A 13,818-nucleotide genomic window follows, 5' to 3' on the forward strand; every position below is an offset into this window, starting at 1 on the left:
TCCCATTGTGGGTACGTAGAGTGGAGGTAACAGGGATCCACCTTACTGAAACGAGACTGATGACGACCGCCCGCGCCCAGGGAGTAGGGTTCCGGTCCGACCGCGGGCCGATCCTCATCGCCCTGATGCTGTCCACGGGACTCGTGGCCATCGATTCCACGATCGTGGCCACGGCGGTCCCCTCGATCGTCCGGGACGTGGGCGGCTTCGCATCCTTCCCATGGCTTTTCTCCGCATACCTGCTGGCGCAGGCGGTGTCCGTCCCCATCTACGGCAAGCTCTCCGACATGGCCGGCCGCAAACCGATCATCCTCACCGGCATCGGCCTGTTCCTGCTGGGCTCGGTGCTCTGCGGCGTGGCGTGGAGCATGCCCTCCCTGATCGCTTTCCGTGCCCTGCAGGGACTGGGCGCAGGTGCGGTGCTGCCCGTGTCCGTGACCATCGCCGGGGACATCTACACCCTGCAGGAGCGTGCCAAGGTCCAGGGCTACCTTGCCAGCGTGTGGGCCATCTCGTCCGTGGTGGGCCCCAGCCTGGGCGGCGTCTTCTCCGCCCTCGGCATCTGGCGCGGCATCTTCCTGGTCAACGTGCCGCTCTGCCTGCTGGCAGGCTGGATGCTGGTCCGCACCCTGCACGAGAATGTGGAACGGAAGAGGCACAAGGTGGACTACGCCGGCGCCGTCCTCCTGGCCGGATCGCTCGGCCTGCTCATCCTCGGTGCGCTGCAGGGCGGCCAGGCGTGGGCCTGGAATTCGCCCATCAGCATTGGCGTCTTCGTCGTCGGGGCGGTGCTCCTGGTGGCCTTCCTCCTGGTGGAGCGGCGGGCGGCGGAGCCCATCCTCCCGGCCTGGGTGGTGTCCCGGCGCCTGCTGGCCACCACAGCGCTGGTGTCCTTCGGCGTCGGCGCGATGATGATCGGACTGACCTCCTACGTGCCCACCTTCCTCGAAGGCGCCCTGTCCTCCTCGCCGCTCGTGGCCGGCCTGGCGCTTGCAGCCCTGACCCTCGGCTGGCCGCTCAGCGCCTCGCAGGCCGGGAAGTTCTACCTGCGGATCGGGTTCAAGTCCACCGCCCTGATCGGCATTGCCATAGCCGTGGCGGGGCTGCTGATCCTGTCGCTGACGGCGTCGTCGCCCAACGTGGCGCTGATCGCGGTCAGCTGCTTCGTCGTCGGTCTTGGCCTGGGCCTGCTGGCCACCCCCACGCTGATTTCCGCCCAGTCCAGCGTTCCCTGGCACGAACGCGGCGTGGTGACCAGCACCAACATGTTCGCCCGGTCCATCGGCAGTGCCCTGGGCGTGGCCGTGTTCGGCGCCGTGGCCAACTCCATTTACGGCGGCAGCAGCGGTGGGGAGGCCGACCCCGCCACGGTAATCAGCGCTTCGGGTGCCGTGTTCCTGGCCGCGCTCGTGGCCGGCCTCCTCACGGTGGCAGCGGTGCTGTCCATGCCGGCGGTCAAGGCCGAGGACAACGGCAATTCCGGCGCGGAGCCAGTGCCCACCAACGCGGACGGCAGCCCGGACTAGGGAATCCCGCCAGACCGGCACGCCAGCCCGGCGGCGCCGCCCGCCCTGGGTGGCAGCGCCGCTAGCGGGACGCCCGGAAGATCGACGGCGCTGGCCGGGTCCCGGTGGCAAGGTCGGCCAGGATCCGCCCCACCACCGGGGTGAACTTGAAGCCATGGCCGGAGAAGCCCGCGCCGATCACCACCGGCCCCACCCGGTCCAAAATGAAGTCCTCGTCCGGGGTGGTGGTGTACGTGCAGCTGATGGCCTCGAACGAATCAGGGTCCACGCCGGGCAGCCACTGCCGTGCGTACTCCTGCAGCGCTGCCAGCTGCGTTGGTTCGGGCAGAAAATCGCGGTGGGCCGGGTCCACCACCGGGCCCACCCCGTGCCAGCCGGCCTTGATGCCTTCGCCGGGGGTCTGCATGCCGTACACGGGGGAGTACCAGCCCTGGTAATCCGGGCCGGGATAGTGGTTGAAGCCGGGCCACACCGCGCCGGGGTCCGCCACCCGGAAATGCGCCGGCTGCTCCTGCGTCACCCTCAGCTTCGGGATCCGCAACGCTGCGGCGCCCGTGCCCGCAACCCTGGCCAGCAGCTTTTCCGTCCAGCCGCCGGCGGTCACCACGGCCTGGGCTGCGGTGACCACTTCCGTGCCCGCAGCGGATTCAAGGCCCAGCCGCACGCCGTCGTCGAACACCTCGAAGTCCACCACCTTGGTATGGTGCCGGATCTCGGCGCCGCGGGCGGAGGCGAGACGCTGGAAGGCGGGCAGCGCCGCCTCCGGGTTGAGCTGGCCGCCGTCGGGCATGTGCAGGACCTGCTGGTCGAAGCGGATGCCGCGCCAGCGCCCGCCGGCCTCGGCAGGGTCCAGGAATTCGGCGCGGATGCCGGCCTCGGTGAGGGCCTCGGCAACCTTGGGGAGGTCGCCGCCGGGACCATGGGCTACCACGCCGGTGCGAGCCAACAGCTGCACGCCGCTGTCCTGCTCCAGCTCGTCCCACAGGGCGAGCCCCTCTGCCAGCATGGCCACGTAGTCGGGCTGGTGGTAGCCAGGGTTGAGGTTACGGGTGGCACCGTGGGAGGCGCCGATCTTGTGGCCTGGGCCGAATTGTTCCACCAGCGTCACCTGCCGGCCGCGGCGGGACAGTGCCCACGCGGCCGCAGAGCCCATGGCCCCGCCGCCGATCACGACGGTATCCAGCACAGTATTCATCAGCCCTCCAAGCTGCAGTTATGTCGGTTCGCCGGCGCTCAGGCCAGCAGCAGTGCCACGCCGATCATCGCCGGCACCGCCACCACGGTGGTGATGAGCACGGTGTCCTTGGCGACGGTAAGCCCGGTCTGGTACCGGCTGGCGGCTACGAACACATTCTGCGCGGTGGGCAGCGAGGACGTCACCACCACCGCGAACAGGGCATGCCCCTCCATCCCGAGCGCGAAGCGGGCAAAGACGTAGGCCAGGGCCGGCTGGACCGCGAGCTTGAAGCCGCTGGCCAGCAGGGTGTCCACGCGCCGGCCGGCGGAGGCCTGCAGCGGGCGGCTGCCGTTCAGGCTCATCCCGAATGCCATCAGCATGGCCGGAATCGCGGCCCCGCCAATCAGGTGGATCGGCTCCATGACGAGCGCCGGCACCTGGAATCCGGTGCCTGCCACCAGCAGCCCCAGTCCGGAGCCCACGATCATCGGATTGCGCAGGATCATCAGGAAGAAGCCCAAAACCGTGGTCCGGTGCGTGCTGGTGCTCGAGTCCAGGATCATCAGGAACGTTGGCGTGAAGAAGGCCAGCTGGAAGATCAGCAGGGGCGCCACATAGCTCGCATCACCCAAGACATATACCGCGATGGGAATACCCAGGTTCGCCGAGTTGGCAAGGGACGCGGACATGGCGGACATCAGCGATTCCGGGAGGGCCCGCTTCAGCCAGAACCTGGCCAGCACCAGGTAGATCCCGGCCGTGGCGATGGCCGCCACCGCCGTGACCAGGAGCGGTTCGGCGAAGACTTCCTGCAGGCGGGCCTTGCTCAGGGTTTCAAAGAGGAGCGCCGGACTGGCGACGAAGAACGTCAGGCCGCTCAGGACGGGGCGGGCGTTATCACCCAGAATCCGCTGCCGGCCCACGAACCAACCCACCAGGATGATGCACCAAACGACGAAGAATCCCGCCAGCACCCCTAGCAAGGGTCAGCCGTTCGGGCACGGCGGAGGCAGGAACCGGGACACACGCTCCGGCTACAGGGTGGCGTTGTTAAGCGCGAAAGGGGGGCGCATCATGCCGGGAGTCAGGCCTTCGGCGGGATCATTGCCCAGCTGGATGATCCGGTTGTCCTGGTCGACGTGGACCACCTTGGGCTGGTAGGCCTTGGCTTCTTCGGTGGTCATTTCGGCGTAGGTGATGAGGATGACGATGTCATTCTCGTGCATCAGGTGCGCCGCTGCACCGTTGATGCCGATGACGCCGGAACCGCGCTCGCCGGCGATGGTGTAGGTTTCAAGCCGCGCGCCGTTGGTGACGTCCACGATGGACACCAGCTCGCCGGGCAGGATGTCGGCGGCTTCGAGCAGGTCGAGGTCAACGGTGACCGAGCCGACGTAGTGCAGGTCGGCGTGCGTGACGGTGGCCCGGTGGATTTTGGACTTGAACATTGTTCGATTCATAACGGCTCCAGTCTAGTCCTGCGGCCCCTTTACCCGCAGTGACGCACGAAACATACGGGCCAGGACACGCCTGCGCGCCGGCACGGGTTCTCAGGGCGCAGGGGACGCACTTGCGCAACGCCGGGCGGCGTGGCTGCGCACGGAAGGACGCGGACGACGGCGGCCGGTCACCCGGCGTCGTCCGTTGCCACCGCCGCGGCAGCCGCAGCCAGGGTCTCCCGGGCGGCCAGGATGGCCGGGCGCTGGGTGCTGGAGCGGCGGACCGAGGTGAAGATGGTGCGGTGCGGCTTGCCGGGAAGCTCAAGAAGCTGCGCGGTGGTGCCGCGGCCCGTCCACACCAGGTCCGGCATCAGGGCCACGGCGTTGCCGGACTCGATCAGGCGTGCCTGGGCCTGCAGGTCGGCGGTTTCAAAGCGGACATCGGGCTCGAATCCTGCGCTGCGGCAGGCTTGTTCCGCCCAGTGGCGCGAAGCGGCGCCGCGCGGTTCCATGACCCAGGCCAGGTCTGCCGTGTCCTCCAGGGAACGGATCCCGGGTCCGCTGCCGGAGGCCGGGGGAACGGCCAGGCGGATGGCGTCAGTGGTCAGTTTCACCTTGTCCAGTTCCGGGTAGCGAGGGGCCGCGTGTCCCGGATACTGCTCGGCAATCACCAGGTCGAAGTCCCGCGCCCACGTCTCATGCAGCGCCGTCTCGGGCTCGCGCTGGATCATTTCGATCCGCACCTCGGGGTAGGCGGCGGCCATGCGCGTCAACGTGTCCGGCATCAACGCCAGCGCCGCCGACTGGAAGACCGCGATCCGCACCGTGCCGGTCACCGTGGTCAGGGACGCGGCCAGGTCCGCCTCGGCCTGCTCCATGGTTTCGAGCAGCTGCGCCGTGTGCGCCACGAGCACCTCGGCCTGGGGCGTCAGTTGCACCCGCCGCCCGGTCTTCCGGAGCAGTTCCACGCCCACTTCCTTCTCCAGGAGGGCCAGCTGCTGGGATACCGACGACGGGCTGTACTGCAGTGCCTCGGCCACCTCCGCGAGCGTCCCACGGATGCTTAACTCCCGGAGCAGCCGCAGCCTGCGGACATCAAGCATGGTGAATTCCTAACTGAAACTAATGAATATAGGTTAGAAGTAGTCACTTTATCTAACGCAATTGCGCACGCATACTGTTGAAACCGAGTTACCCCCGTCACAGCCAGGTTTCTTGGCGTGCCGCGGCGGGGTCGCACCCCAACCAGGAGTTCCTGATGAGCAGCAAAGATTTGAGCCAATCGATCATGCGGCGAAAGCCCATTGATGACATCGAAGAAGAAAACAAGCACAGCGGACTGTTCAAGTCCCTTGGCCTGTGGCAGCTCACCGCCATCGGCGTTGGCGGAATTATCGGCGTCGGCATCTTCTCCCTCGCGGGACTGGTGGCCGCCGGCAGCGAAGGCACACCCGGGGTGGGGCCCGCGGTACTGATTTCCTTCCTGATCGCAGGGCTGGCCTCAGCGGCCGCAGCCCTGTCCTACGCGGAGTTCGCGGGAATGATCCCGCGCGCCGGCTCCGCCTACACCTACGGCTACGTAGCGCTCGGCGAGGTCATCGGCTGGTTCATCGGCTGGGACCTGCTGCTGGAATACATCGCCATCGTGGCGGTGGTGGCGATCGGCATCTCCGGCTACCTTGACGCCTTCCTGGCCGGCATCGGCATCCACCTGCCAAGCTGGATGACCTCCACCTTTGACGAAGGCAAGGGCGGCATCATCAACATCCCTGCCATCCTGGTCTGCCTCCTGGTCACCTGGATCCTGTCCCGCGGCACCAAGGCGTTTGGCCGGTTCGAGCTGGCAGCCGTGGCCATCAAGGTGGTCCTGATCCTCTTCATCATCGGGCTTGGCGTGTTCTACATCGATACCAACAACTACAACCCGTTCATGCCCAGCGGCTTCGGCCCCGTGGTGGCAGGCTCCGCCACCGTCTTCTTCGCAGTCTTTGGTTACGACGCCATGAGCACTGCGGCCGAGGAAGCCAAGGACGGCAAGAAGCACATGCCCAAGGCCATCGTGCTCTCGCTCATCATCGCCATGCTGCTCTACGTTGCTGCCACGCTCGTCCTCACCGGCATGCAGAACTACAAGGACATCGACCCCAAGGCAGGCTTCGCCTCGGCCTTCACCTCCGTGGGGCTGCCGGTTATCGCCACCATCATTTCGGTGTTCGCCGTGCTGTCCATCCTCACCGTGATGCTCACGTTCCTCCTGGGCGTTACCCGCGTGTGGTTCTCCATGAGCCGCGACGGACTGCTCCCCGGCTGGTTCGCCAAGACGGACCACCGCGGCACCCCGCAGCGCGTCACCTGGATCGGCGGCATCGCCTCCGCCTTCCTGGCCGGCGTGTTCCCCATCAAGGCAGTCGCGGACCTGACCAACATCGGCATCCTGGCCGCGTTCGTCGTCGTCTGCCTTTCCGTGATCATCTTCCGTTACAAGCGGCCTGATGCTCCCCGCACGTTCCGCCTGCCCCTGATGCCCGTGATCCCGGCGTTCGGTGTCCTGGCTTCGGCCTTCCTCATGCTGCAGCTGCACTGGGAGACCTGGCTGCGGTTCGTGGTGTGGCTGATCATCGGCTTGGTGATCTATTTCAGCTATGGACGCAAGCATTCGCTGATGAACCCCGACAGCCCGCGGCACCAGGAGCTCGCAGAACTGCACCGCCCGCTTTCCTGACTTCTCCCCGGACGCCCCATCACCTTCTGCCCGTTTTCCCCCAACGCCCCATCACGTTCTTTCCGCTTTCTCCCAACGCGCCATCAGATAATGCGGCGTCCAGCCGAACCCTCCCCCACATTCGGTGGGGGAGGGTTCGTTGCTTTCGACGGGAGGTGATGGGGCGTTGGCGGTTTGCGGGCGGGAGGTGATGGGGCGTTGGCGGTTTGCGGGCGGGAGGTGATGGGGCGTTGGTGGTTGTGGGGCGGGAGGTGATGGGGCGTTGGTGGTTGTGGGGCGGGAGGTGATGGGGCGTTGGTGGTTGTGGGGCGGGAGGTGATGGGGCGTTGGGAGGGGGATAAAACATTGGTTTTCCTAATCTGTATTGATTGGAAAAGATCGCTATATCTTATGTGAGTTGAAGCTCATACTGGTGGAAAGACCTCCCAGGACACCAGAAAGATCGGGAAAACAATGACCCACGTTGCAATGGAACCGGCAGTCGCAAAGGCGGCCACCCCGCAGACTGTCGACGTCGACGTCCCCCAGGCCAAGGCCCTCGCCAATGAAGCGGTAGCCTTGGTCCGGCGCTGGCTTACCGAGGCCGCCAAGGTCCCGGTGGACGCCTCCGCAGAGCAGTTGGCCGGCGTCCTGAAGGACCCCAACGGCCTGGACTTCACGGTGGGCTTCGTTGACGGCGTGGTCCGCCCCGAGGACCTCAACGTCGCCGCCCGCAACCTCGCCAAGCTGGCCCCCAAGGTTCCCGCCTTCCTGCCGTGGTACATGCGCAGCGCCGTGGCACTGGGCGGCACCATGGCCCCGGCAATGCCGCGGCTGGTCATCCCCATCGCCCGCAGGGTCCTCCGCGAAATGGTGGGCCACCTGATCGTGGATGCCACCGACGCCAAGCTGGGCCCCGCCATCGCCAAGATCAAGAAGGACGGCATCAAGCTCAACGTCAACCTCCTGGGCGAGGCAGTCCTCGGCGAGCACGAAGCCTCCCGGCGCCTCGAAGGAACCCACACGCTGCTGGCGCGGCCCGACGTCGACTACGTCTCCATCAAGGTCTCCTCCACTGTGGCCCCGCACTCCGCCTGGGCCTTCGACGAAGCCGTGGAGCACGTCGTCGAAAAGCTCACCCCGCTCTTCCGGCGCGCCGCCTCCTACTCCGGCAGCGGACAGAAGAACAAGTTCATCAACCTGGACATGGAGGAGTACAAGGACCTGGACATGACCATCGCGGTCTTCACCCGGATCCTGAACAAGCCCGAGTTCCAGGACCTCGAGGCCGGCATCGTGCTCCAGGCCTACCTCCCGGATGCGCTGTCCGCCATGATCCGGCTGCAGGACTGGGCCGCAGAGCGCCGCGCCAACGGCGGCGCCGGCATCAAGGTCCGCGTAGTCAAGGGGGCCAACCTGCCCATGGAGCAGGTGGAAGCCTCGCTGCACGACTGGCCGCTGGCCACCTGGGGTTCAAAGCAGGACTCGGACACCAGCTACAAGAGCGTCATCAACTACGCCCTGCACCCCGAACGCATCAAGAACATCCGGATCGGCGTGGCCGGCCACAACCTGTTCGACATCGCCTTCGCATGGCTCCTGGCCAAGCAGCGCGGCGTGGAGTCCGGCATCGAATTCGAGATGCTGCTGGGCATGGCGCAGGGCCAGGCCGAGGCCGTCAAGAAGGACGTCGGCTCCCTCCTGCTCTACACACCGGTGGTGCACCCGTCCGAGTTCGACGTCGCCATCGCATACCTGATCCGCCGCCTGGAAGAAGGCGCCAGCCAGGAAAACTTCATGTCTGCGGTCTTCGAGCTCAGCGAAAACGAAGGGCTGTTCGAGCGCGAGAAGCAGCGTTTCCTCTCCTCCCTGGAGGCACTGGACAACACAGTTCCCCTGCCCAACCGCCGGCAGGACCGGAACCTTCCCCCGGAGGCCATGCCGCACACCGGATTCCGGAACACCCCGGACACCGATCCCGCCCTTCCGGCCAACCGGACCTGGGGCCGGGCCATCCTTGAGCGCGTCCCGTCCTCCACGCTGGGCGACGCATCGGTGAAGGCCGCATTCATCAATGACGAGGACACCCTCAACTCGGCCATTGCCACCGCAGTGGAGAAGGGCAAGGCCTGGGGCGAACTGTCCGGCAACGAGCGTGCGGACATCCTGCACCGCGCCGGGGAGATCCTGGAAGCCCGCCGTGCGGACCTGCTCGAGGTCATGGCCAGCGAGACCGGCAAGACCATCGACCAGGGCGACCCCGAGGTCAGCGAGGCCGTGGACTTCGCCCACTACTATGCCGAGTCCGCCCGCAGGCTGGACACGGTCGACGGCGCCACGTTCGTCCCAGCCAGGCTCACCGTCGTCACCCCGCCCTGGAATTTCCCGGTCGCCATCCCGGCAGGGTCCACCCTCGCGGCACTCGCCGCCGGCTCCGCCGTCGTCATCAAGCCCGCCAAGCAGGCCGCCCGCAGCGGTGCTGTCATGGTCGAGGCGCTGTGGGAGGCCGGCGTGCCCAAGGGCGTACTGACCATGGTGCACCTGGGGGAGCGGGAACTGGGCACCCAGCTCATCAGCCACCCTGCCGTGGACCGCGTGATCCTCACCGGCGGCTACGAAACCGCCGAGCTGTTCCGGTCCTTCCGCAAGGACCTGCCGCTGCTGGCCGAAACCAGCGGCAAGAACGCCATCATCGTTACCCCCAGCGCCGACCTGGACCTCGCCGCCAAGGACGTGGCCTACTCAGCGTTCGGCCACGCCGGCCAGAAGTGCTCCGCGGCCTCGCTGGTGATCCTAGTAGGTTCCGTGGCCACCTCCAAGCGGTTCCACAACCAGCTGATCGACGCCGTCACTTCCCTCAAGGTGGGCTACCCGCAGGACCCCACCAGCCAAATGGGCCCCATCATCGAGCCCGCCAACGGCAAGCTCCTCAACGCCCTCACCACGCTGGGCGAGGGCGAGAACTGGGCCGTTGAACCGAAGAAACTGGACAGCACCGGCCGGCTGTGGAGCCCGGGCGTGCGCTACGGCGTCAAGCGTGGCTCCTACTTCCACCTGACCGAGTTCTTCGGCCCGGTCCTGGGCGTCATGACCGCCGAAACGCTGGAAGAGGCCATCGCCATCCAGAACCAGATCGAATACGGCCTCACGGCGGGCCTGCACTCCCTCAACTCCGAGGAACTGGGCATCTGGCTGGACACCATCCAGGCCGGCAACCTCTACATCAACCGCGGCATCACCGGCGCCATCGTCCAGCGCCAGCCGTTCGGCGGCTGGAAGAAGTCGGCGGTCGGTGCCGGCACCAAGGCAGGTGGCCCCAACTACCTGGCCGGCCTGGGTGACTGGCTTCCCGCGGAGGCATCCGCGAAGGCTCCGGTAGCCAACGCGGCCGTCCGCCGCATCCTCAACGCCGCCGGCCCCGCCCTGGACCCGGCAGGCCTCGAGTCCGTCCAGCGGGCCCTGGCATCCGACGCCGAAGCCTGGGCTGGCGAGTTCGGCACCGCCAAGGACGTCTCCGGGCTGGGCGCCGAGCGCAACATCTTCCGCTACCGCAGCCTGCCGGTCACCATCCGCCTTTCCGAAGGTGCTCCGCTGGCACACCTGGTCCGGACCGTGGCGGCCGGCGTGCTGGCCGGTTCGGCACTCACCGTGTCCACCGCCGTCGAACTTCCCGCGCAGCTGCGCTCCGTGCTCACCGCACAGGACATCGACGTGACGGTGGAGTCCGACGCCGGCTGGCTGGCTTCCGCCGGACACCTCGCCTCGGCGGGCAAACTGTCAGGGGGCCGCATCCGCCTGATCGGCGGCAACGCCTCCGCGCTCGCCGAGGCCACGGGCGGGCGGCCGGACCTGGCCATCTACGCACACCCGGTCACGGAGGCGGGCCGCGTGGAGCTGCTGCCCTTCCTGCATGAGCAGGCCGTCAGCATCACCGCGCACCGGTTCGGCACCCCGAACCACCTCTCGGACGCGCTGATCTAGCGCCTGCGGGCACACAGAAGGTCCGGCGGTTGGGCTTGTTTCCACAAGCCCAACCGCCGGACCTTTTGTTTGTCCCGCTAGCCCAGGTACCAGCCGGGCGGCGTCCAGGTGGCGGGGACGCTGTGGGCGGAGAAATCCTCGCAGCGGGTGCAGGTGTAGGCCACCTCGCCAAGGGTGGCCACCGTCCCGTCACGCCGGTAGGTGGGCGGAATGTACGACTCGAGGTAGACGAACTCGTCCGTACGGCACTTGTCGCAGGTGGGTTTCCCCACATAACCGGAGTCCACGGAGGCGTGTCCGGTTCCGAGGGTGTTCTGGCGGGTGGACGGCCGTGCGGTGGAGTACGGGCGTGCGTGCGCAGAACCTGGGTGGATATTCCTGGCTGTCGTCATTGGCTGCCTGTCCCAAGCGGTGGTTTCCGGCATGCGGAGACTCGCTTGCTTCGGTGAACCGGCCTGCTGCTTGACCTTGGAAAACCAGCATAGGTGATGCCACTTCCCCTATCAATGGACACGGGCCCCCTAACTCCCCTAAATGCTGGAAATTGAGCCGCTGGAGAGTTAAGTTTGGCGGTTAATGGTCCTGCCGACAATCGTCTGGGTAAGGGCGTCGATCACCTCGGCATTGGCCAGCGGATTGCGGATCAGGGTGAAATCCACGTCCCCCACGGCGGGAAGGTCGAAGCGCCGGGTAATGATCTTCAGGTCTTCGGGCACCAGCGACGTGGGCATGACGGCCACGCCGATGCCCGCCCTGACTGCCGCGAGCACCCCGCTGATCTGGCGGGTGGTGCAGGTGATCCGCCAGGTCCGGCCGTGGGCTTCCAGCGCATCGATGGCCAGTTTCCGGCTGAGGCTGGGGGACGGGTAGGCGATCAACGGCACGGGAGCTCCCGGCTCCATCACCGTCTGCTCCAGGCCCACCCAGGAAAACGAGTCATGCTGGACCACGGTGCCGTCTTTTGCCCCGGCCACCCATTTCACGAACACCAGGTCCAGTTGGCCGGCGTTCAGCTTGCGGTACAGCTGGTCGCTTTGGCCCACGGTGAGCTCGAGGTTGATCTGCGGATAGATCTGCCGGAACTCACGCAGGATCCGGGGCAGCCCGGTGATGGCGAGATCATCCGCCGTGCCGAACCGCAGCCGCCCCCGCATCGCGGAGCCCGAGAAATAGCGGGCCGCGGCGTCATGCGCTGACAGGATGCTGCGGGCAAAACCGGCCATGGCGTCGCCGTTGTCCGTGAGCCGGACGTCCCGGGTGTCCCGTGTAACCAGGCTGCGCTTGGCGGCTGCCTCAAGCTTGCGGATGTGCTGGCTGATGGTGGGCTGCGCCAGCCCCAGGCGTTCGGCGGCCTTGGTAAAGCTCAGGGTGTCCGCCACCGCCAGGAAGGAACGCAACTGGGCTGGTTCAAACATCTCGGGTCCCCCGCGGCATTAGAGTCGGCGTGTATTGCGTTTCGCAATACGAGTTATAGGGACCATACCGCTCCATAATTGCCTCCGCCAGCCTAGCGTTAAGGGCATCCCAGCCCGCCCGCAATTTTGAGGACACACCTGTGGCACCCCCACCGCCTTCGTCGGCCTCCGTCACCCAGCCAGTTATCGCCGCGGCGGGCTCAGCGCCGCCGGACAACCAGACCCAGCCGCTCGCCGTCGTCACTGAAAAGCTGCCCTGGCGGCACACCTTCATCTCGCTGAAAGTGCCCAACTTCCGGATCTTCGCCATGGGCCACTTCATCGCCGTCATCGCCATCTGGATGCAGCGCATCGCCCAGGACTGGCTGGTGCTGCAGCTCTCGGGGTCCGTGACGGCCGTGGGGTTCACGGTGGCCCTGCAGTTCATGCCGTCCCTGGTGCTTGGCCCTTGGGGCGGTATGATCGCGGACCGGTTCGCCAAACGGAAGATCCTCATCCTGTGCCAGAGCGTGGCCGCCATCCTTGCGGCGGCCCTGGCCGTCCTGGCCCTGACCGGCGTGATCATGGTGTGGCACGTCTACGTCATCGCGTTTCTCCTGGGCCTGGTGACCGTGCTTGACCAGCCCGCCCGCCAGGTGTTCGTCAACGAGCTCGTGGGCCCGAAGTACTTGCGGAACGCCATCAGCGTCAACTCCACCACCTTCCAGCTGGGCGGCCTGATCGGACCGGCCATCGCGGGGGTGCTCCTGACGGCAGTGGGGGCCGGCTGGGCGTTCGCGGCAAACGCGCTGGCCTGCTGCTCCACGGTGACCATGCTCCTGCTCCTGCGCAAGGACCAGCTTTACGTCAGCGCGCCGACGCCCAAGAGCAAGGGCATGCTCCGGGAGGGGCTGCGCTACGCCCTGAGCAAGCCCACCATCTACTGGCCGTGGCTCATGGCAGGGTTCATCGCGGTGTTCGCCATGAGCCTGCCGGTGCTGCTTGCCGCTTTCGCGGACCACGTCTACCAGGTGGGGGCCGGCGGGTATGGACTCCTCAACGCCCTGGTGGCACTCGGAGCACTGTCCGGCGCCGTGGCGTCCACCCGGCGTCGGCAGCTGCGCCTGCGGTCCGTGGTGTTCTGCGCCGGGATGTACGGCCTGATGCTCTGCCTGGCTGCCCTTGCCCCGTCCATGGTGTGGTTCGGCGCGGTGATGGTCCTGTCCGGGTTCTGGTGCCTGATGTTCCTCACCGGGTCCAACCAGCTGGTGCAGGTCAGCTCCAACATGGCCATCCGCGGCCGGGTCATGAGCCTGTACATCATGGTGCTGATCGGAGGCCAGGCGCTGGGCGGCCCCATGCTGGGCTGGATCGCCGAGCATGTAAACCCGCACGCTGCGCTGCTGGTGTCCGGCGGCGTACCCGCGCTGGCCGCGCTGTCGGTGGGGGCCATACTGGCCCGCAAGGGCGGGCTGCAGCTCCGGATGGACCTGAAGGGGCGGCGCCCCCTGCGGATCGTCAGCCGGCACGCCCGCGCCTAGGGAGGGCGCGCGGGCAACCGCTGAAGGCAACCGGGCGCGGGGCGCCCGGTTGCCGTTCG

General features: G+C 67.0%; 10 protein-coding genes. 4 read left to right on the forward strand and 6 right to left on the reverse strand.

Annotated features, from left to right (window positions below; genetic code table 11):
- Nucleotides 1-59 precede the first annotated feature (59 nt).
- Entirely contained in the window at nucleotides 60-1,526 is a 1,467-nt protein-coding gene (locus NIBR502771_RS06705) for an MFS transporter (RefSeq protein WP_141159052.1), read from the forward strand.
- Between the two features lie 61 nt (nucleotides 1,527-1,587).
- Here NIBR502771_RS06705 and NIBR502771_RS06710 read toward each other — a convergent pair whose 3' ends face one another.
- The 4 genes from NIBR502771_RS06710 to NIBR502771_RS06725 all read right to left on the reverse strand — a co-directional run bounded on the left by NIBR502771_RS06710 (nucleotide 1,588) and on the right by NIBR502771_RS06725 (nucleotide 5,245).
- Entirely contained in the window at nucleotides 1,588-2,721 is a 1,134-nt protein-coding gene (locus tag NIBR502771_RS06710) for an FAD-dependent oxidoreductase (RefSeq protein ID WP_141159053.1), read from the reverse strand.
- A 38-nt stretch (nucleotides 2,722-2,759) separates the two neighbouring features.
- The gene (locus tag NIBR502771_RS06715) at nucleotides 2,760-3,686 is read right to left on the reverse strand and encodes an AEC family transporter (protein ID WP_141159054.1); all 927 of its coding nucleotides are present in this window, start codon (nucleotides 3,684-3,686) and stop codon (nucleotides 2,760-2,762) included.
- 51 nt (nucleotides 3,687-3,737) lie between these two features.
- Nucleotides 3,738-4,163 carry an aspartate 1-decarboxylase gene (gene panD / locus NIBR502771_RS06720; RefSeq protein ID WP_210411346.1) on the reverse strand — a complete coding sequence of 142 codons (426 nt, stop codon included), beginning with the start codon at nucleotides 4,161-4,163 and terminating at the stop codon, nucleotides 3,738-3,740.
- Nucleotides 4,164-4,330: 167 nt separating this feature from the next.
- Nucleotides 4,331-5,245 carry a LysR substrate-binding domain-containing protein gene (locus NIBR502771_RS06725; protein ID WP_141159056.1) on the reverse strand — a complete coding sequence of 305 codons (915 nt, stop codon included), beginning with the start codon at nucleotides 5,243-5,245 and terminating at the stop codon, nucleotides 4,331-4,333.
- Nucleotides 5,246-5,400: 155 nt separating this feature from the next.
- Here NIBR502771_RS06725 and NIBR502771_RS06730 point away from each other — a divergent pair, with 155 nt between their 5' ends.
- Nucleotides 5,401-6,864: an amino acid permease gene (locus NIBR502771_RS06730; RefSeq protein WP_141159057.1), complete on the forward strand. Its 1,464-nt coding sequence runs from the start codon at nucleotides 5,401-5,403 to the stop codon at nucleotides 6,862-6,864.
- A 453-nt stretch (nucleotides 6,865-7,317) separates the two neighbouring features.
- On the forward strand, nucleotides 7,318-10,824 hold the full coding sequence (locus NIBR502771_RS06735) for a bifunctional proline dehydrogenase/L-glutamate gamma-semialdehyde dehydrogenase (RefSeq protein WP_141159058.1): 3,507 nt from the start codon (nucleotides 7,318-7,320) through the stop codon (nucleotides 10,822-10,824).
- A gap of 77 nt (nucleotides 10,825-10,901) precedes the next feature.
- Here the strand turns inward: NIBR502771_RS06735 and NIBR502771_RS06740 are convergent, their stop codons facing one another.
- Together NIBR502771_RS06740 and NIBR502771_RS06745 are read right to left on the reverse strand one after the other, a co-directional pair.
- Nucleotides 10,902-11,216, reverse strand: coding sequence for a hypothetical protein (locus tag NIBR502771_RS06740; protein WP_141159059.1), 315 nt, complete (start codon nucleotides 11,214-11,216; stop codon nucleotides 10,902-10,904).
- A gap of 168 nt (nucleotides 11,217-11,384) precedes the next feature.
- Entirely contained in the window at nucleotides 11,385-12,239 is an 855-nt protein-coding gene (locus NIBR502771_RS06745) for a LysR substrate-binding domain-containing protein (RefSeq protein ID WP_141159060.1), read from the reverse strand.
- A 140-nt stretch (nucleotides 12,240-12,379) separates the two neighbouring features.
- Here NIBR502771_RS06745 and NIBR502771_RS06750 point away from each other — a divergent pair, with 140 nt between their 5' ends.
- The gene (locus NIBR502771_RS06750; protein ID WP_141159061.1) at nucleotides 12,380-13,759 is read left to right on the forward strand and encodes an MFS transporter; all 1,380 of its coding nucleotides are present in this window, start codon (nucleotides 12,380-12,382) and stop codon (nucleotides 13,757-13,759) included.
- Nucleotides 13,760-13,818 lie beyond the last annotated feature (59 nt).

It is taken from the genome of Pseudarthrobacter sp. NIBRBAC000502771, from assembly GCF_006517215.1.
Lineage (GTDB): Bacteria > Actinomycetota > Actinomycetes > Actinomycetales > Micrococcaceae > Arthrobacter > Arthrobacter niigatensis.

Excerpts from the sequence above, each read along its gene's own strand:
- NIBR502771_RS06745 (WP_141159060.1), bottom strand. The coding sequence starts at position 12,239 with ATGTTTGAACCAGCCCAGTTGCGTTCCTTCCTGGCGGTGGCGGACACC.
- NIBR502771_RS06740 (WP_141159059.1), bottom strand. The coding sequence starts at position 11,216 with ATGACGACAGCCAGGAATATCCACCCAGGTTCTGCGCACGCACGCCCG.
- NIBR502771_RS06735 (WP_141159058.1), top strand. The coding sequence starts at position 7,318 with ATGACCCACGTTGCAATGGAACCGGCAGTCGCAAAGGCGGCCACCCCG.
- NIBR502771_RS06725 (WP_141159056.1), bottom strand. The coding sequence starts at position 5,245 with ATGCTTGATGTCCGCAGGCTGCGGCTGCTCCGGGAGTTAAGCATCCGT.
- panD (WP_210411346.1), bottom strand. The coding sequence starts at position 4,163 with ATGAATCGAACAATGTTCAAGTCCAAAATCCACCGGGCCACCGTCACG.
- NIBR502771_RS06730 (WP_141159057.1), top strand. The coding sequence starts at position 5,401 with ATGAGCAGCAAAGATTTGAGCCAATCGATCATGCGGCGAAAGCCCATT.
- NIBR502771_RS06710 (WP_141159053.1), bottom strand. The coding sequence starts at position 2,721 with ATGAATACTGTGCTGGATACCGTCGTGATCGGCGGCGGGGCCATGGGC.
- NIBR502771_RS06705 (WP_141159052.1), top strand. The coding sequence starts at position 60 with ATGACGACCGCCCGCGCCCAGGGAGTAGGGTTCCGGTCCGACCGCGGG.